Annotated in this window: 24 protein-coding genes and 3 tRNA genes; 7 read left to right on the top strand and 20 right to left on the bottom strand. The window is 68.5% G+C overall.

Annotated features, from left to right (window positions below):
* Window positions 1-6: 6 nt before the first annotated feature.
* Entirely contained in the window at window positions 7-393 is a 387-nt protein-coding gene (locus tag AC5Y43_RS21905) for a hypothetical protein (protein WP_499975963.1), read from the top strand.
* 3 nt (window positions 394-396) lie between these two features.
* Here the strand turns inward: AC5Y43_RS21905 and AC5Y43_RS21900 are convergent, their stop codons facing one another.
* The 11 genes from AC5Y43_RS21900 to AC5Y43_RS21850 form a co-directional block, all read right to left on the bottom strand.
* Window positions 397-3,663, bottom strand: a complete 3,267-nt coding sequence (locus AC5Y43_RS21900; protein ID WP_499975960.1) for an arabinosyltransferase domain-containing protein — start codon at window positions 3,661-3,663, stop codon at window positions 397-399.
* A 10-nt stretch (window positions 3,664-3,673) separates the two neighbouring features.
* Window positions 3,674-5,542 carry a galactan 5-O-arabinofuranosyltransferase gene (locus AC5Y43_RS21895; protein ID WP_499975959.1) on the bottom strand — a complete coding sequence of 623 codons (1,869 nt, stop codon included), beginning with the start codon at window positions 5,540-5,542 and terminating at the stop codon, window positions 3,674-3,676.
* A 2-nt stretch (window positions 5,543-5,544) separates the two neighbouring features.
* Window positions 5,545-6,309 carry a decaprenylphospho-beta-D-erythro-pentofuranosid-2-ulose 2-reductase gene (dprE2, locus tag AC5Y43_RS21890; RefSeq protein ID WP_499975957.1) on the bottom strand — a complete coding sequence of 255 codons (765 nt, stop codon included), beginning with the start codon at window positions 6,307-6,309 and terminating at the stop codon, window positions 5,545-5,547.
* Complete coding sequence (dprE1, locus tag AC5Y43_RS21885; protein ID WP_499975955.1) at window positions 6,309-7,664, bottom strand: decaprenylphosphoryl-beta-D-ribose oxidase; 1,356 nt, start codon at window positions 7,662-7,664, stop codon at window positions 6,309-6,311. The genes dprE2 and dprE1 overlap by 1 nt, the downstream gene beginning before the upstream one ends.
* 31 nt (window positions 7,665-7,695) lie before the next feature.
* Window positions 7,696-8,109 (bottom strand): GtrA family protein, encoded by a 414-nt coding sequence (locus tag AC5Y43_RS21880; protein WP_499975953.1) that lies wholly within the window; start codon window positions 8,107-8,109, stop codon window positions 7,696-7,698.
* 7 nt (window positions 8,110-8,116) lie between these two features.
* Window positions 8,117-8,596, bottom strand: coding sequence for a GreA/GreB family elongation factor (locus tag AC5Y43_RS21875; RefSeq protein ID WP_499975951.1), 480 nt, complete (start codon window positions 8,594-8,596; stop codon window positions 8,117-8,119).
* A 407-nt stretch (window positions 8,597-9,003) separates the two neighbouring features.
* The gene (gene wzm, locus AC5Y43_RS21870) at window positions 9,004-9,834 is read right to left on the bottom strand and encodes a galactan export ABC transporter permease subunit Wzm/RfbD (protein ID WP_499975947.1); all 831 of its coding nucleotides are present in this window, start codon (window positions 9,832-9,834) and stop codon (window positions 9,004-9,006) included.
* On the bottom strand, window positions 9,831-10,748 hold the full coding sequence (glfT1, locus tag AC5Y43_RS21865; protein WP_499975944.1) for a galactofuranosyltransferase GlfT1: 918 nt from the start codon (window positions 10,746-10,748) through the stop codon (window positions 9,831-9,833). Before glfT1 ends, wzm begins: the two co-directional genes overlap by 4 nt.
* Entirely contained in the window at window positions 10,745-11,548 is an 804-nt protein-coding gene (gene wzt, locus AC5Y43_RS21860) for a galactan export ABC transporter ATP-binding subunit Wzt/RfbE (RefSeq protein ID WP_499975942.1), read from the bottom strand. The genes glfT1 and wzt overlap by 4 nt, the downstream gene beginning before the upstream one ends.
* A gap of 10 nt (window positions 11,549-11,558) precedes the next feature.
* Window positions 11,559-12,107 (bottom strand): bacterial proteasome activator family protein, encoded by a 549-nt coding sequence (locus tag AC5Y43_RS21855; RefSeq protein WP_499975940.1) that lies wholly within the window; start codon window positions 12,105-12,107, stop codon window positions 11,559-11,561.
* A gap of 11 nt (window positions 12,108-12,118) precedes the next feature.
* Window positions 12,119-14,098, bottom strand: coding sequence for a DUF6541 family protein (locus AC5Y43_RS21850; RefSeq protein ID WP_499975938.1), 1,980 nt, complete (start codon window positions 14,096-14,098; stop codon window positions 12,119-12,121).
* Between the two features lie 121 nt (window positions 14,099-14,219).
* Between AC5Y43_RS21850 and AC5Y43_RS21845 the strand changes: the two genes are divergently transcribed.
* On the top strand, window positions 14,220-15,416 hold the full coding sequence (locus tag AC5Y43_RS21845; RefSeq protein ID WP_499975936.1) for a cysteine desulfurase-like protein: 1,197 nt from the start codon (window positions 14,220-14,222) through the stop codon (window positions 15,414-15,416).
* Window positions 15,417-15,492: 76 nt separating this feature from the next.
* On the opposite strand, the gene AC5Y43_RS21840 is transcribed toward AC5Y43_RS21845, so the two are convergent.
* Complete coding sequence (locus AC5Y43_RS21840) at window positions 15,493-16,464, bottom strand: NAD(P)H-quinone oxidoreductase (protein ID WP_499975934.1); 972 nt, start codon at window positions 16,462-16,464, stop codon at window positions 15,493-15,495.
* Between the two features lie 37 nt (window positions 16,465-16,501).
* On the opposite strand from AC5Y43_RS21840, the gene AC5Y43_RS21835 reads away from it, so the two are divergent.
* A tRNA-Ser gene (locus AC5Y43_RS21835) sits at window positions 16,502-16,588 on the top strand.
* 17 nt (window positions 16,589-16,605) lie between these two features.
* On the opposite strand, the gene AC5Y43_RS21830 is transcribed toward AC5Y43_RS21835, so the two are convergent.
* Genes AC5Y43_RS21830 through AC5Y43_RS21815 form a run of 4 tightly spaced genes read right to left on the bottom strand, consistent with a single transcriptional unit; the run spans window position 16,606 to window position 20,074 of the window.
* Complete coding sequence (locus AC5Y43_RS21830; protein WP_499975933.1) at window positions 16,606-17,721, bottom strand: Rv2629 family ribosome hibernation factor; 1,116 nt, start codon at window positions 17,719-17,721, stop codon at window positions 16,606-16,608.
* A 46-nt stretch (window positions 17,722-17,767) separates the two neighbouring features.
* The gene (locus AC5Y43_RS21825) at window positions 17,768-17,959 is read right to left on the bottom strand and encodes a hypothetical protein (protein WP_499975931.1); all 192 of its coding nucleotides are present in this window, start codon (window positions 17,957-17,959) and stop codon (window positions 17,768-17,770) included.
* 29 nt (window positions 17,960-17,988) lie between these two features.
* Complete coding sequence (gene lipE, locus AC5Y43_RS21820) at window positions 17,989-19,224, bottom strand: lipase LipE (protein ID WP_499975929.1); 1,236 nt, start codon at window positions 19,222-19,224, stop codon at window positions 17,989-17,991.
* A 25-nt stretch (window positions 19,225-19,249) separates the two neighbouring features.
* Window positions 19,250-20,074, bottom strand: a complete 825-nt coding sequence (locus AC5Y43_RS21815; RefSeq protein WP_499975927.1) for a crotonase/enoyl-CoA hydratase family protein — start codon at window positions 20,072-20,074, stop codon at window positions 19,250-19,252.
* A 23-nt stretch (window positions 20,075-20,097) separates the two neighbouring features.
* Here AC5Y43_RS21815 and AC5Y43_RS21810 point away from each other — a divergent pair, with 23 nt between their 5' ends.
* Window positions 20,098-20,682, top strand: coding sequence for a TIGR03086 family metal-binding protein (locus AC5Y43_RS21810; protein ID WP_499975925.1), 585 nt, complete (start codon window positions 20,098-20,100; stop codon window positions 20,680-20,682).
* On the opposite strand, the gene AC5Y43_RS21805 is transcribed toward AC5Y43_RS21810, so the two are convergent.
* Complete coding sequence (locus AC5Y43_RS21805) at window positions 20,657-21,112, bottom strand: MarR family winged helix-turn-helix transcriptional regulator (RefSeq protein WP_499975923.1); 456 nt, start codon at window positions 21,110-21,112, stop codon at window positions 20,657-20,659. The two genes, AC5Y43_RS21810 and AC5Y43_RS21805, sit on opposite strands and share 26 nt — an antisense overlap.
* 70 nt (window positions 21,113-21,182) lie before the next feature.
* Between AC5Y43_RS21805 and AC5Y43_RS21800 the strand changes: the two genes are divergently transcribed.
* Window positions 21,183-21,605: a DUF1398 family protein gene (locus AC5Y43_RS21800; RefSeq protein WP_499975921.1), complete on the top strand. Its 423-nt coding sequence runs from the start codon at window positions 21,183-21,185 to the stop codon at window positions 21,603-21,605.
* Window positions 21,606-21,624: 19 nt separating this feature from the next.
* On the opposite strand, the gene AC5Y43_RS21795 is transcribed toward AC5Y43_RS21800, so the two are convergent.
* Window positions 21,625-22,086, bottom strand: a complete 462-nt coding sequence (locus AC5Y43_RS21795; RefSeq protein ID WP_499975918.1) for a DUF4334 domain-containing protein — start codon at window positions 22,084-22,086, stop codon at window positions 21,625-21,627.
* Window positions 22,083-23,162 (bottom strand): aromatic amino acid aminotransferase, encoded by a 1,080-nt coding sequence (locus AC5Y43_RS21790; protein WP_499975916.1) that lies wholly within the window; start codon window positions 23,160-23,162, stop codon window positions 22,083-22,085. The genes AC5Y43_RS21795 and AC5Y43_RS21790 overlap by 4 nt, the downstream gene beginning before the upstream one ends.
* A gap of 89 nt (window positions 23,163-23,251) precedes the next feature.
* Between AC5Y43_RS21790 and AC5Y43_RS21785 the strand changes: the two genes are divergently transcribed.
* Window positions 23,252-23,340 (top strand) — tRNA-Ser (locus AC5Y43_RS21785).
* Between the two features lie 33 nt (window positions 23,341-23,373).
* A tRNA-Arg gene (locus AC5Y43_RS21780) sits at window positions 23,374-23,446 on the top strand.
* A gap of 9 nt (window positions 23,447-23,455) precedes the next feature.
* Here AC5Y43_RS21780 and AC5Y43_RS21775 read toward each other — a convergent pair.
* Window positions 23,456-23,917, bottom strand: a 462-nt coding sequence (locus tag AC5Y43_RS21775) for an MCE family protein (RefSeq protein ID WP_499975912.1), incomplete at its 5' end; no start/stop codon positions are given.

The following is a 23,917-nucleotide window of genomic DNA, read 5'->3' as shown; positions in this document are numbered from 1 at the left end:
GGTTTCATGCCAGTCGACAATGGCTTCGCATGGATCGGCACATACTCCGCATCCCCGCCCGCGCCGAGTATCGGTATCGGTGCGGACACGACGCACCGGACTTATCAGCTGGAACTGCGCGACGACCAAACCTTCCGGCTGATCGAAGAAGGCGATTTGACGGTCGGCGTTCTGCGGGGACGATGGATCTTGAGTTCATCCGCCTCGGCGACAACGGCCCATCGAACGGGTGACCAGACCGAATCGTTTGATTTCATCACCCTGGTTCCCGACGACGGCGAAGGGCTACCCGAGTTCGGGTTCATCTTCTTCCCAATAACGTTGCGGGTCGGCGACTTCGGTATCCGCGATCCGTCGACACTCGCGACTGAAGCTGGTTGGCGGAGGCACTAGACGCTAAGTCTTGCGCAGCGGCGCCGGGCCCCACAGGCCGCTGCGCGTGGCCGTGCCCAGCTGCAGCTGGGCGGGCTGCGCGTTGGGGTAGTAGGGCGTCAACCGTTGCAGCGATCCCCAGTCACGCGACCAGTCGTCCTTGAGATAGGTGGCCATGGTCGTCGCCTTCACCAGCAACTCGGTGACGCCCAGCGGGCCGCCGCCGAGGTTGTCCATCACCGGTGAGTTGGCCTCGGCGCCGAACCGGTCGGGCAGGATGCGCCACTTCGGGGCCTCGTCGACGCCGTTCTGATGGCCGAACGGCCGCTGGCAGGGGAACGCCAGGCCGACCAGCCAGTCCAAGAACACCGGGTCCTTCGACCCCACCACGTCCTGCAGCGTGCGCAGTTGCGGAATCCGCGGCGGCGTCAGCGCGATCCAGTGTTGCGGGGCCAGGTCTTCGTCGTCGGCGACGAGGCGGACCTGGGTGGCATCGGCCGGGATGGCCGACAGCGGCAACCGCAGGTTGCGCCAGGCCGGGGAGGCGCCGACGTCGGCGAATTGGAACGAACCGCCGGGATGGCCGCCTGCCGCCTGGTCGTCGGTGGCCCACTGCACCTGGACCTCCCGGGGGTCGAAGCGGCCGGCCGCGCTGACCACCAGCAGCGGCCGCGCCGCGTCCCGGGCCGGCAGCCGGTACCACCCCGACCGCAGCCGGGCGGGCACCTGGATGCCCGGGCGCCAGCTGCCCAGCACGGGCGTGCGGGCGGGATCCAGGCTGTAGGGCAATTGGGCCGCCGAGCCGTTGATTCCCGGTGCCGGGTTGGTGCCGCCCTCGGTGCCGGCCTCGGCGCCGGTGGTCAGCTTGTCGTCGTTGATGAAACTGCGGTCGCCCGGGCGCTCCATCACCGGGTCGGCGCGGACGTCGGCGGGGATGCCGTTGGGCGTGAAGGCTTCCGACAGACCCGCCCCCAGCGCGTCCGCGACGGGGGCGCCCATCGGCGTGAGCATGCCGGCGGTGGGGTCGGGCTCCACCAGCACGTCCTCGGCCAGGCCGCAGGACTTGCCCGTCAACGCCTCGAGGTTGGAACGGCCCACCGACCACGCGGGGTACTGCGCGGTCATCGCCAGTGTCAGCGACGCAACCTCGAACACCACCAGCACCCACGTCGCAATTGCCAACGGCGACTGGACGATTCCGGCCGCGCGGGCCCCGTAGCGGGTTTTCGGTGGCCCGTTGTCCGGAGCGACGAAGTGGAACCAGGCGGCCAGCAGTAGCACCAGCAGGGTCAGCACGAGCAGCGCGGTGGCGAATGCGTAATGCCATGCTGGGAACGAATTCGACCATGGCACACCGAAATTGGAGACATACCACCAGCCGTTGACGCTGGCGAACGACAGCGCCACCAGGAACAGGACCACGGCCGCGAACACCGTGCGGTTGCGTCGCGACCGCATCGCCACGGAGGTCACCGCGACCGCGGCCAGCGCGCCCAGCGGCCCGGCCAGCCCGGCGAACACACCGAAGTGATGGGTCCATTTGGTGGGGGTGAACATCATCGCGGCGAACGAGATGATGGTGATCCCGACGATGCGGCGGCTCGGACCGCCGGCCGTGCCCGGAATTCGGCCCTTGCGCAACGACATTGCGACCGTGATGCCCAGCGCCAAAACCAGCGCCAGCACCGCGAAGCGGCGAGCGACCGAGCCGTCGGGGCTGGCCATGAACAGCCGCTCGTAGCGGGTGTGTTCGTCGAACCAGCTCAGGCTGGGCCCGACGGCGCGCTTGAGTGCGGTCGCCTGCAATTCGCCGGTCAGGGTCTGGTCGCGGAAGATCAGGATGGCGGCGACGGTCACGGCGGCCACCAGCGGCGCCACCAGCGGCAGCGCGCCGAACCTGGTGGACCGGCGGTGCAGGATCGTGCGCAGCGGCCCGATCGCGACCAGCAGCGCGCCGATCGACGCGATCCCGGTCGGCCCGGAGAACAGGGTCAGCGCGCCGATGATGCACGCGATCGCCACCGGCAGCAGCCGGCTGGTGGCCACCGCGCGTTCCACCGAGCACCAGGTCAGCAGGATGCCCAGGGCGATGATCGGCTCGGGACGCAGGCCGTTGTCCAGCGGCAGCCACACGGCCAGGAACATGCCCGCCGCCGTCCAGGCCGCGGCCCGGTTCCGTTTGACGGCGTGCCCCAGCCGCGGCATGACTTCCCGGCTGATCACCCACCAGCAGGTCAGCGCCATGGCCAGCGTGGGCAGGCGCATCCAGATGCTGGTGGTGCTGACGTGGGCCCACAGCGCCAGCAGGTCGTAGTACCAGCCGAACGGGGCCTCGGGGGTACCGAACCACCGGTAGTAGTTGGCCATGTAGCCGGCGTGCTCGGACACCCGGGCCATGGTCAGGATGTAGCCGTCGTCGGAGGTGTTGGCGCCGACGAAGTGCCACCACACCAGCACGGCGATGACGAGGGCGTCCAGGCCGCCGATCGACCACCACCGCGCCGGCAGGAAGCGGCGGTGCCGGGTGCCGTCGGCGGTGTCGAGGACGTGCAGCGCGACCAGCGCGGCCACGGTCAGCACCACCCCGAGGATCATCGCGGCCATCTTCAGCTGGGTGGGGCTGCTGCTGTAGCGGGTGTCGACGGTCGCCGAGAAGCTCAGCCCCGGCGGGGCCGGTCCGGCGAGATCGGTGAACACGCCGACGATCTGGGGCCGGAAGTCGTAGCCGCTCTTCTCCCCGCGCAGCGGCGCACCGGGGTGCTCGGCGTTGGGGCCCTGGGTCAGGCCGACGAATTCGGCGACGACGCGGTCGGCGTGCGCGGTGAACGTCAACCGCCGGCAGGCCGGCCCGAGCACCTGGCTCAGTGGGGCCGTCACCACCGGGACGTTGCGGACCACCAGCACCAGCTCGTCGTTGGCGCGCTGGATGAGCAGCCCGCGGTCGACGGCCTTGGGGGCCTGCTTGGGCACCGTGGACAGCAGCACCGTCTTGCCGGCGTTGCCCGGGCCCGCCAGCCCGGCGGCGGCCTGGCAGGGCACGGTGATGTTCAGGTCGGTGGCCACGTAGCCGATCAGCGGCGCCTCGACGCTCCCGAACGTCCCGTTTTGCGGCCAGTTCAGCTGGGCGGTGGTCTGGTTGACCGGCAGCAGCGGGGTGGCGATCGCGAGCAGCGCCCCGAGGAGGCCGGCGACGGTAGCGACCACCCGGGCGATCCGGTGGTTTCCTCCCGCGTCGTCCACGGGGGTAGATGGTAGTTCTTCGGCCAAGTCAGCCGAGGTTTCGGTGGCCATCAGCTGCTCGTCACGGTCGGGCCGCCGGCTTGCGGATGGCCAGCACGAACGGACCGACGGTGTCGACGACGAAACGCGGATCGGCGAACAGGGCCGCCGGCAGGTCGACGGTGTAGCGGCGCACGTTGGGCTGGTTGGGGTACACGTCCTGGGCCAACCGCAACGTGTAGTTGCCGTTTGCGCCGCGGCGCATGAGGAACACCGTCGGCGGCGGCCACGGCGAGGTGTCCAGCGCGTGGATGAACTCATCGGCGGTCTTGAGCTTGGACCACTTCTCGATCTGTGCGGCCCGCAGGTCGAACTGCGCCAGCGGGTTGGCGTAGTGCGACGTCAGGCCCTGAAAGCCCCAGTAGGGGTAGTAGGACAGGAAGCTGTAGTCGGCGGTCATCACCACGATCCGGTCCCGCGGTTTGCCGGTGGTCTTGCGGATGGCGGCGTCGATGTCGGAGTAGAACTTCTCGGAACTGGGCGGGCGCCGGTCGCCGCGCTGACCGTGGCCGTCGGTGTCGGTGTAGGCGATGGTCAGGTCCGGGCGCAGCACGTCGGGGATGTCCTGGCTGAACGCGATGGCGGCGGCCAGGCCGATGGCGCCGGCCACCGGGACGACCGCGCGGCTGCGATGCCTGAGCGCCAGCGCCGCCTCGAGAACCCCGAACGCGCCGGCGGCGACCAGCAGCACGCTCAGCGTCGGCTGCAGCCGAAACGACAGCAGCGTGGTGCGCGCCAGCGTGGTCAGCATCGACAGCAGCGACCACAGGTAGACGGCCAGCACGCCGATCGCCAGCGCGCCCGCCCGCACCGACGAACGGGCTCTCACGACCAGCCACAGCGTGCCCACCATGCAGAACGCGCCGAGCAGCGAAAACTGCAGCATCGGGAAGGTCAGCTCGGCTCCGTCGGCGGGCAGGTAGTGGAAGGCGCTGCCGCTGTTGCTGACCGGGCTGGTCGCCACGCGCAGCGCGAACGGCAGCCAGGTGGTGATCCCGATGGCCGCCGTGATGACGGCGATGACGGCGAGCCTGCGCAGCGGATCCAGCGCGGCTTTGACGCCGTGTTGCCGCCAGCGCGCGGCGGCCAGGGCCAGCGCCATCAGCGCGATCGTGAACGCGCTGAAGGCCAGCAGCAGCGTGTACCAGGTGGCCGTGAACCCGAGGAACAACCCCGCGCCGATCACCGCGGCCCAACCGCCCCGCCCGCCGGCGCGCAGGCCCGACCAGGCCAGCACCAGCACCGGCGGCAGCAGCATGGTGATCATCGCGGAGTAGGGCTCCGGCGAGCTGTAGGCGAGCGTCACCGCGGTGGTCGCGGCGGTGACGACGACCGCGTACTCGAAGCGGATCATCCGCGCCCACAGCACCAGCGCGACGGCGACCGCGATCGTGATCGACGTGATCGCCCACGGCTTGTACATCTCCCAGGCCGGCGTTCCCGTCAGCGCCGCGATGCGCCCGCCGATCCAGAACCAGCCCGGAGGGTAGAACGACGGCAGCCCGATATAGGTCATGTCGTGCAGGGCCGGGCTGTCGGTGAGCCGGGTCAGGTATTCGGTGCGGAACTGCTGGTCGACGGAGATGCCGAACAGGTACAGCCGGGTGGCCCCCAGCGGCATGCCCAATGTCACGACGGTGAACGCGGAGACGAACACCAGCCCGCCCAGCTGGGCCGGCAGCCGGGACCCACGCCGCCACAACCAGCCCACGGCGAGCAGCCCGGCCAGGCAGCCGACCTGCCCGACGGTGGTCAGCGCGTGCAGTTGGTTCGACGACGGGAAGGCCGGCCATTGCACGCGGGAGATGGCGATCAGCGACACCGCCGCGACGATCACCGCGACGACGACCGCCACAGCCATCTGGCCCAGGGTGGCCAGCGCGTTGCGCATGCTCAGATTGGCAGCTTGCGGAAGATGCCCCGCGGGATGTGTCGCAACACCATCATCACGTAACGGAATGCTGCTGGCGCCCAAACCAATTCCTTACCTTTTACGGCCGAGGTCACCGCGAGGTTGGCGACGTACTCCTTGTCGACGGTCAGCGGGGCTTCCTTGATGTGCGCGCTCATCCGGGTCCGCACCTGGCCCGGCCGGATCACGAGGACGCGAACGCCGTAGTCGCGCAACGCCTCCGAGAGACCCAGGTAGAAGCCGTCCAGGCCGGCCTTGGTGGAGCCGTAGACGAAGTTGGACCGCCGCACCCGCTCGCCGGCGACCGTGCTCATCGCGATGATCTGGCCGAAGCCCTGGGCGCGCATCTTCTCGGCGAGCAGCACGCCCACCGAAACGGCTGCCGTGTAGTTGATTTCGGCGGCGAGGACCGCCTTGTGCTGGTTTTGCCACAGCTCCTCTGCGTCCCCGAGTATGCCGAAGGCCACGATGGCCACATCGACATCGCCGTTGGCGAAGGCCGCGTCGATCATTTTGGGGTGAGTGTCGGGGGCGGTGGCCTCGAAATCGATCAGCTCCACCGACCTGGCGCCCGCGGCCTTCATCTGGGCCACGGCGTCGTCGCGGCCCGGGTCGTCGGGCATGGCCGCCAGGATGATTCGGGCGTGGGCGTTCTGCAGATAGCGCTCGCAGATGGCGAGCCCGATCTCGGAGGTACCACCGAGCAGCAGGATTGTCTGGGGGTTTCCCACGGCGTCCAGCACCATTACAGCAGCTCCAAACGTCGGGCCATGTCGGAAACGAACACCCCGGTGGGATCGACCTTGCGGCGCACCGCAATCCAGTCGTCTATGCGCGGATACATGGCGTGGAAGGTTTCGGCGCTGACGCGGGAATCCTTGGCGGTGTAGACCCGCCCACCGAATTCCAGCACGCGGCGATCGAGTTCGTTGAGGAACTCGTTGAGCCCGGGCTTGACGGGAAAGTCGACGCAGACGTTCCAGCCCGGAATCGGAAAGCTCAGCGGCGCTTGGTTGCCCGGGCCGAACAGCTTGAACACATTGAGAAACGAGTAGTGTCCCGATTTCTGGATGTCGTGGATGATGCCCTTGAATTCCTCGACGGCGGTGGTGGGCACCACGAACTGATACTGACCGAAGCCTGCCGGGCCGTAGGCGCGGTTCCATTCGCCGAACATGTCCAGCGGATGGTAGAACTGCGTCAAATTCTGGATCTTGCCGCGGTAGGTTCCCGATTTGCGGAACCACAGTTCGCCGATCGGCATGAACGTGTACTTGTTCGCCAGCCCGTTCGGGAAAATGTCGGGCAGCGTAAGAAGTTGTGGCGCCTCGAATTTCAGCGGGTTGCGCTGTAGCTTCTTGGGCAGCTGATCCAGCCTGGCCAGCGAGCCGCGCGAAATGGCCGCGCGCCCCAATCTGGGCGGCGCGCTGATCGCGTCGAACCAGGCGCTGGAATAGGTGTAGTCGGCCTCGCTGCCGTCGCTGTGAAACGCGATCGTTTCGTCGAGGCTGCCGGTGACGTCGCCGTCGGCGATGAAATACGCCGTCTCCGTCGGCGTCATCTCGACGATCGCGCGCAGGATGATGCCGGTCAGGCCGTTGCCCCCGACCGTGGCCCAGAACAGTTCGGAATCGTCGCCGTGGGGAGTCAGGCGGCGGATCTCGCCGTCGGCGGTCAGCAGGTCCATGCCGCGCACGTGGTCGCCGAAGCTGCCGGCGCTGTGATGATTCTTGCCGTGGATGTCGCAGGCGATCGCCCCGCCGATCGTGACCTGCCGGGTTCCCGGCAACACCGGCACCCACAGCCCGAACGGCAGCGCCGCCTTCATCAATTGGTCGAGGTTGACCCCGGCGTCGACATCGACCAGCCGGGTGTCGGCGCTGATCGAGTGGATGCGGTCGAGCGCCGTCATGTCGATGACCAGCCCGCCGCCGTTTTGCGCGTTGTCGCCGTAGGAGCGGCCCAGCCCGCGCGCGATCACGCCGCGGTCGCCGGCGTCCGCGACCGCCTTGGCGATTTCGTCCGGGTCGCGGGTCGAAAGCACCGTCGCCACGGAGGGCGCGGTGCGGCCCCAGCCGGTGAGCCGTTTGGTGGTGAACATCGACAAAGAGGGTACCGCCTGCGCGCAGGGCTCAGCGGATGCGGAAGATCACGACTCGCTGCACGACGAAGTTGATCACCGTCGCGGTGCCCTGCGCGATCACGAACGCGACGGGCACCGCCCACCCCCGGTAGTGCAGCAAGGCCAGGCACAAGTGATTGAGGCCCACCTGCACCGCGAAGGTGATGCCGTACAGCACCATGACGGCGACGAACCGTGCCGTACTGGGCGCCGCCTGAAACGTCCAGCGACGGTTGATCAGGTAGGCGGTGATGGTGCCGGCGCACCAGCTGAGCATCTTGGCGGGGTCCCAGGGCAGGCCCAGCCCGTGCAGCACCAGGTAGAGGCCGAAGTCGACGATACCGGCCAGGCCACCGGTGACGACGAAGCGCCACACCTGCGTCGTCAGACTCAGCTGTGGGCGCGGCGGCGCGGCTGCAGACATGGGCGAGCTATTTGGGCAGCTTGACCGAGATCAGCTCGACCTGGTTCTCCCCTTGCGGCGTCGAGTAGGTCACCGTGTCGCCGGCTTTGTGCCCCGCCAGGGCCTGGCCCAACGGGCTGCGCGCGGTCAACGTCTCGGCCTCGCGGCCGATCGGAGTCTCCTCGACGATGGAGATCACGTGCATCGTGACGACCTCGCCGTCGGGGAACCGCAGCGTCACCTCGGTGCCGCCGGGCAGCGTTTCCCCGTCGTCCGAGGCTGAGGGCCCGCTCCGCAGCCGCCGGTCCAGCTCGTTGATCCGGTCGCCGAGAACGACGAGTTCGTCGGCGCGTTGGATCGCCTCGGCGGCGTCGCCGTGATCACCGATCATGCCGCGGTCGTTTTTGACCTCGACTTCCAGGCGGTCGCGGCGCTGCTTCAGCCGGTCCAGCTCCGCGGCGAGATTCTCCCGCGCCGCGTCCGCCGCCGATTGGGCTTTTTTTCTCACGTCGTCGACCCGATTCCTGTCTGCCGTCGCTGCTGGCCGTAGCGCTACAGTGTTGCACCACCGCCAGACGGCCGCCACCCTACGCGGCCTGCAGTATTTGTTGTTGCACACGTGCATACCCACAACGGCCGCGGATTTATCCCCGGTGTGCGCCGGGTGTGACCTGACGACCTCGAGTGTGAACCCACGCACCTGGTTGTGAGCGTAGGGCGGCATCGGCGGCCGAAAGCTCCGCCCAGCCTTCACAACCAAGGCCCAGGATTCACTCCCAACGTCCCCGGCTATGCCCAGCGCCGGGCCGCCAACTCATTATCCGGTGCTCCCGCCCGAGCCTGGTCGTGTTGATGCGACCCAGCGTCGGAAAGGCGCCTCGACGGCCCCTTGAAGAATTCTTGGCGGCCCCGGACTCAAACCCAGTACGGCACGCGGGCGCGATATTGGCGCATCGCGAACGCCGCCAGCACCCAGCCGACGACGGTCAGCACCAGGACCACCACCCAGTGCCGCAGTTCCTGATGCGAGCCCAGCAGCGGAGCCCGGACGATGTCGAGGTAATGCAGCAGCGGGTTGAGCTCGACGATGCTCGACCAGCGTCCGGCACCCTGTTGCCGCAGGGTGTCGTCGTTCCAGATGATCGGCGTCATGAAGAACAGCAGCTGCACGACCGAAAACAGCAGCGGCCCGATGTCGCGGTAGCGGGTGGCCAGGATGCCGAAACACAGGGACACCCAGATGCAATTGGCCACGATCAGCACCAGCGCCGGCAGGACCGAGAGATCGGCCCACGACCACGGCTTGGGATAGATGATCGCGACGACGCCGTAGATGACGATGTTGTGCGCGAACAGGATCATCTGCCGCCACACCAGCCGGTAGACGTGCACCGAGAGCGGCGTCGGCAACTGCTTGATCAGTCCCTCGTTGGCGACGAACACGTCCGCGCCCTCCAGGATCGACGCGTTGATCAGGTTCCAGATGATCAGCCCGAGCGTCACGTACGGGAGGTGCACCGCCAGCTCGAGGTGGAACAGCTTGGAATACAGGCCGCCCATCGCGACGGCGGTGGTGCCGGTCGCGATGGTGATCCAGAACGGCCCGAGAACCGAACGGCGGTAGCGCTGCTTGATGTCCTGCCAGCCCAGGTGCAGCCACAGCTCGTGGCGGCGGAATCCGGCGGCCAGATCGCCGCGGGCGCGGGCCAGCGTCCGCGACTGTGCCGCCGCGTCGATGAACGTCATGCGCGTCCTCCAGGCTTCCCGAACCGCTCACGACGCCCCAAGCGGCGCAACCGAATCCACTCCACGAGGCCCGCCGGGTCGCGGCGGGTCACCAGGAAGAACCAGCCGAACCGAAGCCATTCCTGGGCCAGCAGCTTGCGCAGGCCCGGCTGCGACAGCAGATACCCGCGGTTGCGGTAGGTGAAGAACCGCTTGGCGTGGTCGTCGGGGTACTGGGTGTGCATCCGGCCGCCCAGGATCGGCCGGAATTCGTCGGATCCGCACGGGTGCAGATAGATCGCGTCCAGGCAGGTTCCGAACGGCAGGCCGGAGCGCACCAGGCGGCGGTGCATCTCGACTTCGTCGCCGCGGATGAACAGCCGCAGGTCCGGCACGCCGATCGCGTCCAGCGTCGACGCCTTGAACAGCGCGCCGTTGAACAGCGACGCGATCCCGCGCAGCAGTTCCTGCCCGGGCTCGGTGCGCAATTCGCTTGCGCGCCTGCGCCATACCAGCCCGCGCCGCAGCGGAAACGCCAGCCGCTGGGGGTCGTTCATGTTGCACACCATCGGCGACACCTCGGCCAGGCCGTACTTCTCGGCGCAGCCCAGCAGCGTCGCCAGCACGCGGGAGTCCTGGGGCCGCCCGTCGTCGTCGGCGAGCCACACCCAGTCGGCGCCCTGGGCCAGCGCGTGCAACATGCCCAGCGCGAAACCGCCCGCCCCGCCGAGGTTGCGGCGCGAGCCCAGGTAGGTCGTCGGAATCGGTTGCCCGGCAACCAGTTCGCGGACGCGGCCGTCGCCCGATGATCCGTCGTTGTCGACCACGATCAGGTGGTCGGGCAGCCGGGTCTGGGTGCTCAGCACGTCGAGCGACTTGGCCAGCTCGTCGGGGCGCCGGTGGGTCACCACGACGGCGAAGACGGTCTCGGTCATGGCTGTCCGGCGGTCTCGGCCAGCACCTCGCGCACGTGCCGGGCCGCGTCCTCGCCCTCGTACGCGCGCACCACGTCCTCGATGCCCCCGGTCATGCGGATGACGCCGTGGTCGATCCACATCGCGGTCTTGCACAGCCGGGCCAAGAATTCGTTGGAATGGCTGGCGAACACCAGGATTCCGGATCGTTCCACAAGGCTCTGCAACCGCGACTGCGCCTTCTTCAAGAAGTCGGCGTCCACCGCGCCGATGCCCTCGTCGAGCAGCAGGATCTCGGGGTCGATGCTGGTGACCACGCCCATCGCCAGGCGGACCCGCATCCCGGTGGAGTAGGTGCGCAGCGGCATCGACAGGTAGTCACCCAGCTCGGTGAACTCGGCGATCTCGTCGACTTTGGACAACATCTGCTTTCGGGTCTGCCCGAGGAACAGGCCGCGGATGATGATGTTCTCGTAGCCGGAGATCTCGGGGTCCATGCCGACGCCGAGATCGAAGACGGGCGCGACCCGGCCGGTGACCTTGGCCCAGCCGCGGGTGGGTTCGTAGATGCCCGAAAGTAGCCGCAGCAGTGTCGATTTTCCGGCGCCGTTGTGCCCGACCAGGCCGACGCGGTCGCCCAGCTCCAGCGACATCGTGATGTCGCGCAACGCCTCGATGACCACGACGTTGGAGTTGTTGCGGCCGATCGTGCCGCCCGCCTTGCCCAGGAAAGCCTTCTTCAACGACCGCGACTTGGCATCGAAGATGGGAAATTCCACCCACGCGTCGCGCGTCTCGATATGCGGACCTGGACCCGGCACCGTCACCTGCTTACAGGTACTGCCCGGTGCCCGAGCCCGGCCCGTGGCCCCGGCTGATGCCCGGGGGCAGCGCGCCCTGACGCATCTGCTCCAGCTGCGCCCGGGCGGCCATCTGTTGGGCGAACAGCGCGGTCTGGATGCCGTGGAACAGTCCTTCCAGCCAACCGACCAATTGCGCCTGGGCGATGCGCAATTCGGCGTCCGACGGCGCGGCGCCCTCGTTGAACGGCAGCGTCAGCCGATCCAGTTCCTCGCGCAACTCGGGCGCCAGGCCGTCTTCGAGCTCACGGATGCTGGTGGCGTGGATCTCGCGCAGCCGGTTGCGGCTGGCCTCGTCCAGCGGTGCCGCGCGGACCTCCTCGAGGAGCTGTTTGATCATGGTGCCGATCCGCATCACCTTGGCGGGCTGTTCGACCAGGTCGGTCAGCGAGCGCTCGTCGTCGTCTCCGCCCTCGTCGTCCATGGCGCGAAGCGCCATGATCCGCGGGTCGACGCCGCCGATGACCTCGATGCCGTCGGCGTCCGGGCCGTCGTTGCCGCTGGTCATTCCATTCACCATCCTCTTGCGACCTAGGGGTGGGTGGCCGGGGCGGTGCCGCGCCATTCGTAAATCCTGGCCCCACCGTTGTCGTAGATCAGCGCCCACGACGTCGATTTATCCAGAGACACTAGCCCGTCCGGGGTGGCGAACCCCCTCACGTTCGGCGTGCTGGTCAAGATGTACCTGATATCGAGCGCCTTAATCGCCTCGACCACCTTCGGATCGGATTCGCCTTTGCGCGCCGAGGTCCAGAAGATGTAGCGGTAGTAGCCCGGGCCGGTCTGCTGCGGAAAGTCGTAGTGCGTCCACAGCGGATGCAGATTGGCCACGGCGTACATCCAGGCGGTGCCGTCGACGTTCGAGTTGCCGATCACGGTGTCGCGCGCGTCGGGCAGCGTGGCGAGGTAGGCCATCGCCATCAGGTCGCGCTGGTCGACGATCACCGAGTCGTACTTGTCGCCGAACAGCACCAGGTGCCGGTACAGGTAGTGCCGGCCGATGAGCACGGTGGCCACCAGCAGAAGGACCGCCGTGGCGGCGGTCCAGAACGGGTCAGGTCGCGGTTTGTACCGACCAGCCACTCTTTTGGCGAGCGCCACGCCCGCGGTGACGATCGCAAACAACGCGATGCCCGCCATCGGTTCGAGCACCAGCGTGATGGCGGCCGAGATCCGTCGCGGATCCTTGTAGAAGAACTCGCCGAATGCCCCGGCCAGCGCGCCGATCGGGCCGCCCAGCGGGGCGCCGGCGTCGACGTCCACCACCACCAGCAGCAGCCATACCGCCAGCGGCCACCAGATCCGCTTGGCCAGCAGGATGATCCCGCCCAGGGCCACCAGCGCGATCAGCCCGTACTGGACCGGGAAGTCGTTGAGATGGCGCGAATGCTGGAAGACGGCGTCGAAAAGTCCCTGCGGCTTCGTGCGGTGGGTCAGGAAAGAGTGTCCGGCGATGACGTCTTCCTGTTGCCGGACGCTGATGAATTGCGGCAGCAGGATCAACCCGGCGGCGACGACGACCCCGGCGAGCGTCACCAAATCCGCGACCCGGCCCCGCACCGGTTGCCGCAACAGGCCCAACAGCCACCACGCCGACAAGAACAAAAGAACGACGAAACCTCCGGTGATGTGCACCGAGAAGACACCCACCAGCGCCAGCACCGCCGCCGGGATCCGGTCGCGGTGCCGCAGCGTCGAGGCGACCAGCACGAAGGTCGGAACCGCGACCCCGTAGCCGGCCAGGTTGGGCATCGCCGCGACCCCGAACTCGACGTAGGGCACCGCCGTGAACGATGCCGACAGCGCCGCCGCCGTGGCTGCCACGCTCGCCGCGCGCCACTGCGTGCCGAGCGGTCGCAGCAGGAACCAGGTGAGTGTGGCGGCGCCGGTCGGGAAAAGCCACACCGCCGCGGCCAGCGAATTGATGGTGTAGCCGGTGGTGGGCGCCGCCCCGGTCAGCTGACAGTAAACGGCCGTCAGGGCGTGGAACACCGACGGGTAATACAGCGTTTGATGCGTCTCGACGTTGCGGAGCTCGCCCATGTGGGTGGACGACGCCTGGCCGGTGTCGAGGATGTAGCGCACCTCGTTGGCATGCCAGACCGCGTCCCAGGTGCTGGGCACCGACTCCCAATGGGTCAGGCCGCGGTAGGCCGCCCACATGACCAGCGCAACGCCCAGCAGCACGCCGGCGGCCACCAGCACCGCGGGCCCGCGGCCGATTCCGCGGGATTCGGCCTCGGTGGCCGCGGTCTCGCGGTAGCGGGCGAGTGCCAGCTGCAAACCGATCGCCACCACACTCACCGCGACAAGCGCGGCCAGCGCAGTCCAACCGTTCCAAGGGATTCCGAGCGCGCCGAAGGGAATGATCGCCATCGCCACCACGCCGTATGTCAGCGCCGGGCCAACCGCAATAGCGACCGGCCAAGTTAGCTGGCCGATCCGGGCGACGATCACACCGGGCGCGATCAGCAAGAACAGTGCGAGCAGCGTTCCGATCCAGAGCCCCACTCGACTAGTATGGCTGCCCGGGTGGCCCGGGCTCGCCAAGCCTCGTCCCGGCTGGAATGCCTAGGGGGCACCCGCTACCGTCACAATTTCGCGGAATTGCGGAAGCTCTAAGGTGGCTGGCATGGCTTACGACGTCGCCCGGGTGCGCGGACTTCATCCGTCGCTGGGTGACGGATGGGTGCACTTCGACGCCCCGGCCGGGATGCTCATCCCCGATTCCGTCGCGACCACCGTGTCTACGGCGTTCCGTCGGTCCAGCGCCACCACCGTCGGCGCACACCCGTCGGCGCGGCGCAGCGCCACCATCCTGGACGCGGCGCGCGAGGCGGTGGCCGACCTGTTCAACGCCGACCCGGCGGGCGTCGTGCTGGGCGCCGATCGCGCCATCTTGTTGTCGTCGCTGGCCGAGGCGTCGTCCTCGCGAGCCGGCCTTGGCTACGAGGTGATCGTCAGCCGGCTCGACGACGAAGCCAACATCGCCCCGTGGCTGCGGGCGGCGCACCGCTACGGCGCCAAGGTGAAGTGGGCGGAGATCGACATCGAGACCGGCGAGCTGCCGACGTGGCAGTGGGAGGGCCTGATCGGGAAGTCGACCCGGCTGGTCGCCGTCGCTTCGGCGTCGGGGACGCTCGGTACCGTCACCGATCTGCGGGCGATGACCAAGCTGGTGCACGAGGTCGGCGGGCTGGTGGTGGTCGACCATTCCGCCGCCGCGCCCTACCGGTTGCTCGACGTCAAGGAAACCGACGCCGACGTCGTCGCGGTGAACGCGCTGGCGTGGGGAGGCCCGCCGATCGGTGCGATGGTGTTCCGCGACCCGGCGCTGATCAACACGTTCGGCGCGGTCTCGACCGACCCGCAGGCCGCCGGACCCGCCCGCCTGGAGGTCGGTGCGCACCAGTACGGCCTGCTGGCCGGGTTGGTCGCCAGCATCGAGTACCTCGCCGCGCTCGACGAGTCCGCCCGCGGCAGCCGCCGCGAGCGCCTCTCGGTCTCGACCCAGTCCGCCGCGTCGTACCTCCATCGGGTCTTCGACTACCTGATGGTGTCGTTGCGGTCGCTGCCGTTGGTGATGGTCATCGGCCGCCCCGAAGCGCAGATACCGGTTGTCAGCTTCGCCCTGCAGGAGGTCCCCGCCGAGCGCGTGGTGCAGCGCCTGGCGGACAACGGGATTCTGGCCGTCTCCAACGAGAGTTCCCGCGCGCTGGACGTGCTGGGCGTCAACGACGTGGGCGGTGCCGTCACCGTCGGGCTGGCGCATTATTCGACGACGGCCGAGGTGGACCAGCTGGTGCGCGCGCTGGCCTCGCTGGGCTGATCGTCGGTCCGCGAGCCGAACCGCACTGCGAAAATCCGGCCCGTAGGTCGCAGCCAGGTTCGGCTCGCGACCCAGGCTAGACCGTCAGCACGACCTTTCCGGTCACCTCGCCCGACACCAGCTGCCGATGCGCCGCGGCCGCCTCTTGGATGGGCAGGCGCGCGCCGATGATCGGGCGGACCCGGCCCTCGCCGATCATCGGCCAGACCGCGGCCGTCACCGCCTGCACGATCTCGCTCTTGCTGTTGCGGCCGCTCACCGGCCGCGCGCGCAGGGTGGTGCCGATGACCCGGGCCCGCTTCATCAGCAGCTTGCCGAGGTTGAGCTCGCCCTTGACCCCGCCCTGCATGCCGATGATGACCAGCTGCCCGTCGTTGGCGAGGGCGTCGAGATTGCGGTCCAGGTAGGCGGCGCCCATGATGTCGAAAATCACGTCTGCCCCAGCGGTTTCGTCCCGCAGCCGGGCCACGAAGTCCTCGTCGCGGTAGTTGATGGTGATCTCGGCGCCGAGCTGGCGGCAGAACTCCAGCTTCTCCGCCGACCCCGCGGTGACGGCCACCCGCGCGCCCAGCGCCCGCGCGACCTGGATGGCGTGGGTGCCGATGCCGCTGGCCCCGCCGTGCATCAGCAGCAGCTGGCCCTTGCCCAGGTGCGCGGTCATCACCAGGTTCGACCACACCGTGCACGCCACTTCCGGCAGTCCGGCGGCGTCGACGACCTCCACATCGCCGGGTATGGGCATCACCTGACCGGCCGGCACCGCCACGTATTCGGCGTAGCCGCCACCGGCCAGGAGGGCGCAAACCTGTTGTCCCACAGCCCATTCGGTAACATCTGAACCCGCCTCGGCGACGACGCCCGACACCTCCATGCCGATGATGTCGCTGGCCCCAGGCGGGGGTGGGTACTTGCCGGCGGCCTGCAGCACGTCGGCGCGGTTGACGCCGGCGGCGGCCACCTTGATCAGCACCTCGCCGGGACCGGCGGCGGCGTCGGGCACGTCCTGCCAGGACAGTTGGTCGGGGGATTCGGCGACGATGGCACGCATGAAGCCAACGCTACCCAGCGCCGTTACCCTTACTAGCGGTGGCGTGGCAGAGCGGCCTAATGCACTCGCCTTGAAAGCGAGAGACGGCTAAAACCGTCCGGGGGTTCAAATCCCTCCGCCACCGCAGCGTGCGGTCCCGAATCAGTGCAGGCTCGGCGCGTAGCGCAACACCGCGCCGACGCCGTCGGCGGGCGCGATCCGCTCGTCGGCGTGCAGCAGCGACGCTCCGACCGAAATCGCGAACAGCGGCAGCGCCTCGTCGGCCCGCAGCGTCCTGGCCGGGGCGGCGCCCTGTTCGGACAGCACGTTCGCGTCGGGGGCCAGGGTCGTCAAACCCTCGTCGGCGACGACGGTCGCATCGCCGAGGTCGCCGACGATCAGCGTGTCGACCGCGCCCTGGCGCAGCGCCGAGCAGACCGCCCCGAGCCCCTCGGCGGCCAGGCCGGAATCGCGGCCGAGCTCGGCGGTAAAGCGTTGGGCCACAGCGTCTATCGTGCGCAGCTGGCGCTTGACGAACTCGTCCTCGATGGCCTGTGCGACCTCGGAGAAGTCGTGACCGCTGTGCCGCGCCCCGACGTCGAGCGCGACCGCGCGTTCCCGCAGGCGTTCGGGCAGCGCGGCAAGCAGGTCCGAGCGCGACCGCACCTCGCCGACGACGAAGACGACGTCGATGCCCTTGTCGCCCTTGTTCTCCGCGAGCTCGCCGACGCGGTCGGCGACGGCGCGCACGTTCTTGCGGGCGGCCTCGTCGGTGCGCGGTTGCGGGTCGCCGTATCCCGCCGTCTCGGCGCTGGCCGCCTTGTGCACCGGGTAGCCGCCGCCGTCAACGGTTTCCGACCGCAGCGTGCCACCGATGTGGGTGGTGATATCGGCGCCGCTGTGGTCGACCTCGACCAGCACGTAGTCGGGGTGGTCGAAACTCTGCTCGAGAATTGGTACGACATAGGGCAATTCGGAAACCCGGACGACCGTGGCCGGGGTGGCCCGCGCCAAATGCTCGTTGATCACCACGCCCTCGGCGTCGGCGATCACCGCGCGCCCGCTCTGACCGATCGGCGGACGCAGGTTCAGCACCGCGTCCTCGATGCCGTCGATGACGGTTTGCGCGGCACCCTGGCTTTCCAGTTCTTCTTTCACCGCCCGCCACTTGAGTTCGAGTTGCGCCTCGGCATCGTGCGTGTCGTGAGAATCGTCGAAGTAGACCGACGCGAACGGCCTCGGCGCGTCGAGGAGTCTGCGGAAGCGGTCAGAGTCCATGCGTTGTTGGGTGCCCGGCCCGTCGGCAGGCAAACCCTGATCGCCCTTAATAGCTTCGGTCGCCCTCGCTGTGGTCGAAGAAGTGCCATTCGCCGTTTTGCTCGACTTCCATGCGCCAGCCAAGTTCGTTGCCCTCGACCGCGTCGTCGGCGAACCACGCGTGCGCCTTGTCGGCGCTGTCGATGTCTTTGGTGGCGACGACGTCGCCCTTCGGGTTGAGCACTCGATACGTAGCCATCCCGGCAGTGTTCCCACCGCCGGGCGGCCTCAACCGATCGGAATCTCGGCGGCGACGGTGTCCATCAGCGCGGTGTAGCGGCGAATTTCGGGATCGCGGCCCGGTTTGCCGCTGCTGATCACGCCGGCGGCCAGCGCGCGCGCCGGGTCGGCCCAGATCGCGATGTTGGCCAGGCCGAGGTTCCCGAACGCCGCCGGCGCGTTGCGCCCGAAGGGCCCGAACCGTTTCGTGCCCAACATGTATCCGGTGCCCCAGCGCGCCGGCTGCAGGCCCACCGCGAAGTCGGGCCGCAGCCGCCGGCATTCCTGCACGGCCCCGTACATCCGTTCGGCGCTGAGGATCCGCACGCCATCGAGTTCCCCACCGCGCCGCCACATTTCGGCGAACCGGGACAGCTCGTCGGCGGTCGAAACGGTGTTGGACGAGGGGACGACGGTGGACAGGAAGTCCGCGGTGTTGGTGTAGGGGATGATCTCGTGCACGGTTCCGCCGATCGCCTTGCGGAAGATCGCCGCGATCGGCGCCGGCAGCGGCCGGCCGGTGGCGTGGCTGGGCGCAACCAGCGGGATGTCCTGCTTGGCGACCCCGAAGTTGGTCCATCGGAAGTCCAGCGGTTCGAGGATTTCGGCGGCCAGGATTTCGCGAATGTCCTTGCCCGCGGCGGCGTAGATGATTTCGCGCATCAGCGGACCCCACGTCAGCGCGTGGTAGATGTGCACCAGCCCCGGCCGGTACAGCGGCCGCAGCTTGCCCAGCTGCTCCTGCGCGTACTCGTGGTCGTCGGCGCGCTTGAGGTCGGGCGCCGGCCCGGTGGGGAAGGGCACACCCGCGCTGTGCGTCAGGACGTGCCGGATGGTGGTGCGGTGCTTGCCGTGACTGGTGTAGCCGGGCAGGTATTCGCAGACCCGGTCGTCGAGGGAAAAGACGCCGCGCTCGACGAGCATGTGCACCACGGTCGCGGTGATGCCCTTGGCCGCCGAGTACACGCAGAACGGCGTGCCCGTGGTGACAAGGACCTGCTCGGCTTCCGGGTCGTCGGTCGGGGCGTTGCCCCAGCCGTGCCCGATCGCCCGGTTGAGCACGACGCGACCGCGGTGCCGCAGGCACAGCTGGATCGCGGGGTGGAAGCCGGCCCGGTACCAGTGCCGCGCGGCCTGCCAGATCCGTTCGACGGCCGCGCCGTCGATTGCGGAGTGGTCCTCGTCGCCGATCGCGGTGACGGCGTCCAGATCGGCCGGGACGCGAATTCTGCCGTCGGAAGTCACCCCAGCGAGGGTACGTGGCAGTGCGCTACTCCCCGGTGAACTGCGGCGGACGCTTGGCGAACGTCGCCGAGATGCCCTCGGTCAGGTCCTTGGACGGCAGGAAGGCCGCGTTCCAGGCCGCGACGTAGCGCAGGCTCGCCGACACCGCCGCGATGCGCTGCTGGTCGAGGACGTCCTTGACGCCGTGGACGGTCAGCGGCGGGTTGGCGGCGATCTCGGCGGCGGTGGCGTGCGCCGCGGCAAGCGTGGCCTCGGCGTCGTCGTACACGGCGTTGACCAAACCGATCTTCTCGGCGCGGGCCGCGTCGATGTCCTTGCCCGTCAGCGCCAACTCGCGCAGGTGCCCGTCGGACAGGATCAGCGGCAGGCGGGCCAGGCTGCCGACGTCGGCGACGATCGCGAGCTTGACCTCGCGCACCGAGAACTTGGCGTCGGCGGTGGCGTAGCGGATGTCCACCGCGGAGATCAGGTCGACGCCGCCGCCGATGCACCAGCCCTGCACGGCGGCAATGGTGGGGGTGCGGCAGTCGGCGACGGCGCTGATGGCGTCCTGCATGCGCCGGACCTCGGCGTGGAACTCCGCGCGCGGGCGGGCCGACGCGCCGTCGGTCATGACCGCGGTCAGCGATCCGCCCATGGCCGGCAGGTCCAGGCCGTAGCTGAAGTTCTTGCCCGATCCGGTGAGCACGATGGCCCGCACCTCACGGTCGGAGTCGAGCGCCGCGAACACTTCCGGCATCTCCGCCCAGAACGCGGGCCCCATCGCGTTGCCCTTGCCCGGCCCGATCAGCGTCACTTGCGCGACCTGGTCTTTGACCTCGACGGTGACGGATTCGTATGTTTCGCCCATAGCGAGACCGTAGCGTGGCAAACATGCCGCGTGATCTGCGACCCGGACCTCATTCCGTACCGACCGACGAGCTGCACAGCGCCGAGGACACGCTGGGCGTGCTGCAGCGAGTCCTGCACCCCATCGCCGCCGACGACATGACACGGCAGACGCCGTGTGCGGAGTTTGACGTGGCACAGCTGACCGCGCACCTGCTGAACTCGATCACCGCGATCGGCGGCATGGTCGGCGCGGAGATCCCCGAACCCGACGCGAGCGATTCGGTGGAACGCCAAATCGTCGCCGCGGCCCGCCCGGCCCTGGACGCATGGCACCGCCACGGCCTGGACGGCACCGTGCCGTTCGGCAAAAGCGAGATGCCCGCCAAAGCGGCGTGCGGGATCCTGTCGTTCGAATTCCTGGTCCACGCCTGGGATTACGCCACCGCGGTGGGACACGAGGTCGACGCCCCCGAACCGCTGGCCGAATACGTGCTGGACCTGGCGCGCCGGATCCTCCGGCCCGAAGTGCGCGCCGGCGCCGGGTTCGACGACCCGGTCGACGTGTCGCCGGATGTCGGCGCACTGGCGCAGCTGGTCGCGTTCACCGGGCGCAACCCGGCGCGGTAGCGGTCTCGAGCCGATGCACATTGGCGATCAATCGTTGTAAGAGCGCGCGCATCAGCGCAATGTCTGCGGGCTGAAGGTCGGCACTGAGTGCTGCGCTGGAGGGGCGCGCACGCGCGGCGATTCGCTCCAGTGTTTGGCGGCCCCGAGGGGTCAGGTCGAGCAGAGGCGACGTGCGATGGTCGGGGTTGGGCCGCAGCTGCGCCAAATTTCCGGCAACCAAGAGGTCCGCCACGCGTTGTACGGCTTGGCGGGACACACCCAGCCGGCGGGCAGCCTGAGGCACGCTGAGCGCCTCCTCGGACACCACGCTGAGCAGTTGCCAGCGTGCCTGGGTCTGTCCTTCGGCGGCCGCAATCGCCTCACCGGACTTGCGAAGCGCACCCGCGGCCTCGTAGATATCGGCGATCAGCAGGGCCAAATCGTCAGGCATACGACGTCCGATCTTGACAATGTGTTGTCACTATAGCATTTTGATGTCAAGCGATCCGAGGGAGGACAAGATGAGTAGCGCGACCGAGAACCTTGAAGTCGCCCATAAGCGGGCTGTGTCCATTCGGGCGCAGGTAGGCGGCTTCCCTTACCTCGCCGAGGTACTCCGCCGAGCCGGCGTACACCGCTACCAGCACATGGTCCCGGCGGCTACCAGCCTGTACTTCACCGAAGCCGGACCCGTCGTCAGTCAGGCCAGTCCGATCGTCGACGGCTTCGCCGACGTCGCTCCTTGGAACCGGGAAGCGTTGATCGCTGCGCTGCGTGCCGACCAGGCCGGCGAGACGGACTACGGCGAGTTCACCCAGGCGTGCTGGCAGGCTGGTGTGGTGCACTACGAGGTTGACTTATCATCTCGGACTTGCACCTACGTCGGGGCCGCGGACGAACGGTACGTGGAGTCCTACGCCGACGTCGACCTCCCGGCCGGCTAGCGGTGATGCGGACCGGGCGCTAGACGCGCTCCAGATAGAAGTAGTAGTACTTGCCGTTGTCGCGGACGCCCTTGCCGTTCATGATGCCCATCACCGCGTCGTCGTCGATCTTCTTGAAGTGGTCGTGCACCGGCTGGCCGTCGTAGACCATCGTCGCGGTGACCTCACCGCGGAAGTCCTCCAGCCACAGGCTGGCCTCGCCCTTGCCCATCTCCTTGTTGGAGAACTTGTTCCCGTCGGCGTCCAGGCAGACCAACGGCTGCACGTCGGCGGCCGACTTGAAGGTCTTGCCGAACCAGCCCGCCTTTTCCAGCTGCCCGTTCATTTTGTGGCCGGTGACGAACTCGCCGCCCTTCCACTCGCCGAGCATGCCCTCGATGGTCGCGGGCTCCAGGGTCGCCCAGTAGTCGTCGAGCTCGCCATCGTCGACGCCGCCGGCGCGCTCCTTGAACTCGGTGAACTTCTTGCGCGCCAGGGTCATCGGTCACTCCTCGGTTGTGTTTGCGTTATCCACTCGCGGGCGAAGCGCAGCAGGGCGTCGTTTTCCTCCGGCGCCCCGACGGTCACCCGCACCCCGTCGGGCGCGAACGGGCGGACCACGACGCCCGCCTCGGCGGCCCGCGCGACGAAGTCCTGGGTGCGGCGGCCCAGCGGCAGCCACACGAAGTTGGCCTGCGACGGCGGCAGGTCATACCCCGCGCCGCGCAGCCCGGCGCTGACCCGATTGCGCTCGGCGACGACGGCGTCGGTGCGGGCCAGCAGCTCATCGGCCGCCTCCAGCGAGGCGATCGCGGCGATCTGCGAGATGCTGGTCACCGAGAACGGCACGTAGACCTGGTCCAGCGCGGTGATCAGGTCGGGGTGGCCGACCGCGTAGCCGACGCGCAGGCCCGCCATCCCGTAGGCCTTCGAAAAGGTCCGCAGCACAACGACATTGCCGCGGGCGCGGGCCAACGCCAAGCTGTCGGGCAGCATGCCGTCGCGGATGTATTCGACGTAGGCCTCGTCGATGGCGATCAGGATGTGCGGCGGCACCGCCTCGACGAAGCGCGCCAGCGCGTCGGGATCGACGACCGTGGAGGTCGGATTGTTGGGGTTGCAGACGAAGATCAGCCTGGTGCGGTCGGTGATCGCGGCGAGCATCGCGTACAGGTCGTAGGTGTGGTCGCGCAGCGGCACCTTGACGGCCACCGCGCCGGCGACCTGGACCTGTGGCGGGTAGAGCTCGAAACTGTGCCACCCCATCACCACCTCGTCGCCCGCCGACGCGGTGATCTGAACCAGCTGCTGGCACAGGCTGACCGAACCACAGCCGACCGCGACATGCTCGGGAGCGAAATCCGAGCCGAGGTGCTTGGCCAGCGCCGCCTTGAGCTGAATGCAGGCGCTGTCGGGGTAGCGGTTGATCCGGTCGGTGGCCCCGTCGATGGCCTCGCGCACGCTGGGCAGCGGGCCGAGCACCGTCTCGTTGCTCGCCAGTTTGATGGCACCGGGGACCGTTTTGCCGGGCACGTAGACGGGCAGACCGACCAGCTCGGGGCGCAGGCGGGCGGTCACTTCGACAGCATATGTCGGCGCTGTGTACGCTATGCCTCCGGCGGTTCGGGGACAGCCGAAAGGGTTCGGGTACCCTCAGGAAGTCCGATGGAGGCGTGCCAGAGCGGCCGAATGGGACTCACTGCTAATGAGTTGTCCCCCTTACCGGGGACCGGAGGTTCAAATCCTCTCGCCTCCGCTGGGTCCTTTGGAACTAGACAACTGAAGACAGGCGCCCGTAGCTCAACGGATAGAGCATCTGACTACGGATCAGAAGGTTGGGGGTTCGAATCCCTTCGGGCGCGCTTTGTGACTTACGGGTTGATCGTGTTGTCGCCGACCTGACGGCCCCAGACGTACTCGATCGCATACGGCGAACCGGTGTCGAGGTGGTTGTAGGGCGCGAGGCTGTTGCCGGTGTCCATCACCAACTCGGGCGCCGGCCACAGATGACGAGTGATCGGCTGCCAGCACCCCGGCGCGCCGCCCGGTCCGCCGTGGGCGTTGATCCGGGGCAGGTTCTCCGGCCACACATAGGGATTGGGGGCGCCGCCCACCAGGCCGGCCAGGGCGCCCTGGCCCATGGTGAGCGCGACGAGGGCACCCAGCGATACCGGGTTCGCGAGCAGCCCCAGCCCGGACGTCACTTCGATGTCCATGTTCAGCGAGTAGCCGTTGTGCCTGCCCAAGGCCGCACCAGCCGCCGGTTCGATGTCGTGGTTGTTGCGAATCATGCAATACAGCTCGGGGCTGTAGGTGTCCAGCAGCTGCGCGGT

The sequence above is a fragment of the Mycobacterium sp. NGS57 genome (assembly GCF_059812405.1).
This window is presented reverse-complemented; position numbering and strand designations above follow the sequence as displayed.

Coding starts and splice junctions, on each gene's coding strand:
- AC5Y43_RS21905 (WP_499975963.1), top strand. CDS start 7: ATGCCAGTCGACAATGGCTTCGCATGGATCGGCACATACTCCGCATCC.
- AC5Y43_RS21900 (WP_499975960.1), bottom strand. CDS start 3,663: ATGGCCACCGAAACCTCGGCTGACTTGGCCGAAGAACTACCATCTACC.
- AC5Y43_RS21895 (WP_499975959.1), bottom strand. CDS start 5,542: ATGCGCAACGCGCTGGCCACCCTGGGCCAGATGGCTGTGGCGGTCGTC.
- dprE2 (WP_499975957.1), bottom strand. CDS start 6,309: ATGGTGCTGGACGCCGTGGGAAACCCCCAGACAATCCTGCTGCTCGGT.
- dprE1 (WP_499975955.1), bottom strand. CDS start 7,664: ATGTTCACCACCAAACGGCTCACCGGCTGGGGCCGCACCGCGCCCTCC.
- AC5Y43_RS21880 (WP_499975953.1), bottom strand. CDS start 8,109: ATGTCTGCAGCCGCGCCGCCGCGCCCACAGCTGAGTCTGACGACGCAG.
- wzm (WP_499975947.1), bottom strand. CDS start 9,834: ATGACGTTCATCGACGCGGCGGCACAGTCGCGGACGCTGGCCCGCGCC.
- glfT1 (WP_499975944.1), bottom strand. CDS start 10,748: ATGACCGAGACCGTCTTCGCCGTCGTGGTGACCCACCGGCGCCCCGAC.
- AC5Y43_RS21855 (WP_499975940.1), bottom strand. CDS start 12,107: ATGGTGAATGGAATGACCAGCGGCAACGACGGCCCGGACGCCGACGGC.
- AC5Y43_RS21845 (WP_499975936.1), top strand. CDS start 14,220: ATGGCTTACGACGTCGCCCGGGTGCGCGGACTTCATCCGTCGCTGGGT.
- AC5Y43_RS21840 (WP_499975934.1), bottom strand. CDS start 16,464: ATGCGTGCCATCGTCGCCGAATCCCCCGACCAACTGTCCTGGCAGGAC.
- AC5Y43_RS21830 (WP_499975933.1), bottom strand. CDS start 17,721: ATGGACTCTGACCGCTTCCGCAGACTCCTCGACGCGCCGAGGCCGTTC.
- AC5Y43_RS21825 (WP_499975931.1), bottom strand. CDS start 17,959: ATGGCTACGTATCGAGTGCTCAACCCGAAGGGCGACGTCGTCGCCACC.
- AC5Y43_RS21815 (WP_499975927.1), bottom strand. CDS start 20,074: ATGGGCGAAACATACGAATCCGTCACCGTCGAGGTCAAAGACCAGGTC.
- AC5Y43_RS21810 (WP_499975925.1), top strand. CDS start 20,098: ATGCCGCGTGATCTGCGACCCGGACCTCATTCCGTACCGACCGACGAG.
- AC5Y43_RS21805 (WP_499975923.1), bottom strand. CDS start 21,112: ATGCCTGACGATTTGGCCCTGCTGATCGCCGATATCTACGAGGCCGCG.
- AC5Y43_RS21800 (WP_499975921.1), top strand. CDS start 21,183: ATGAGTAGCGCGACCGAGAACCTTGAAGTCGCCCATAAGCGGGCTGTG.
- AC5Y43_RS21795 (WP_499975918.1), bottom strand. CDS start 22,086: ATGACCCTGGCGCGCAAGAAGTTCACCGAGTTCAAGGAGCGCGCCGGC.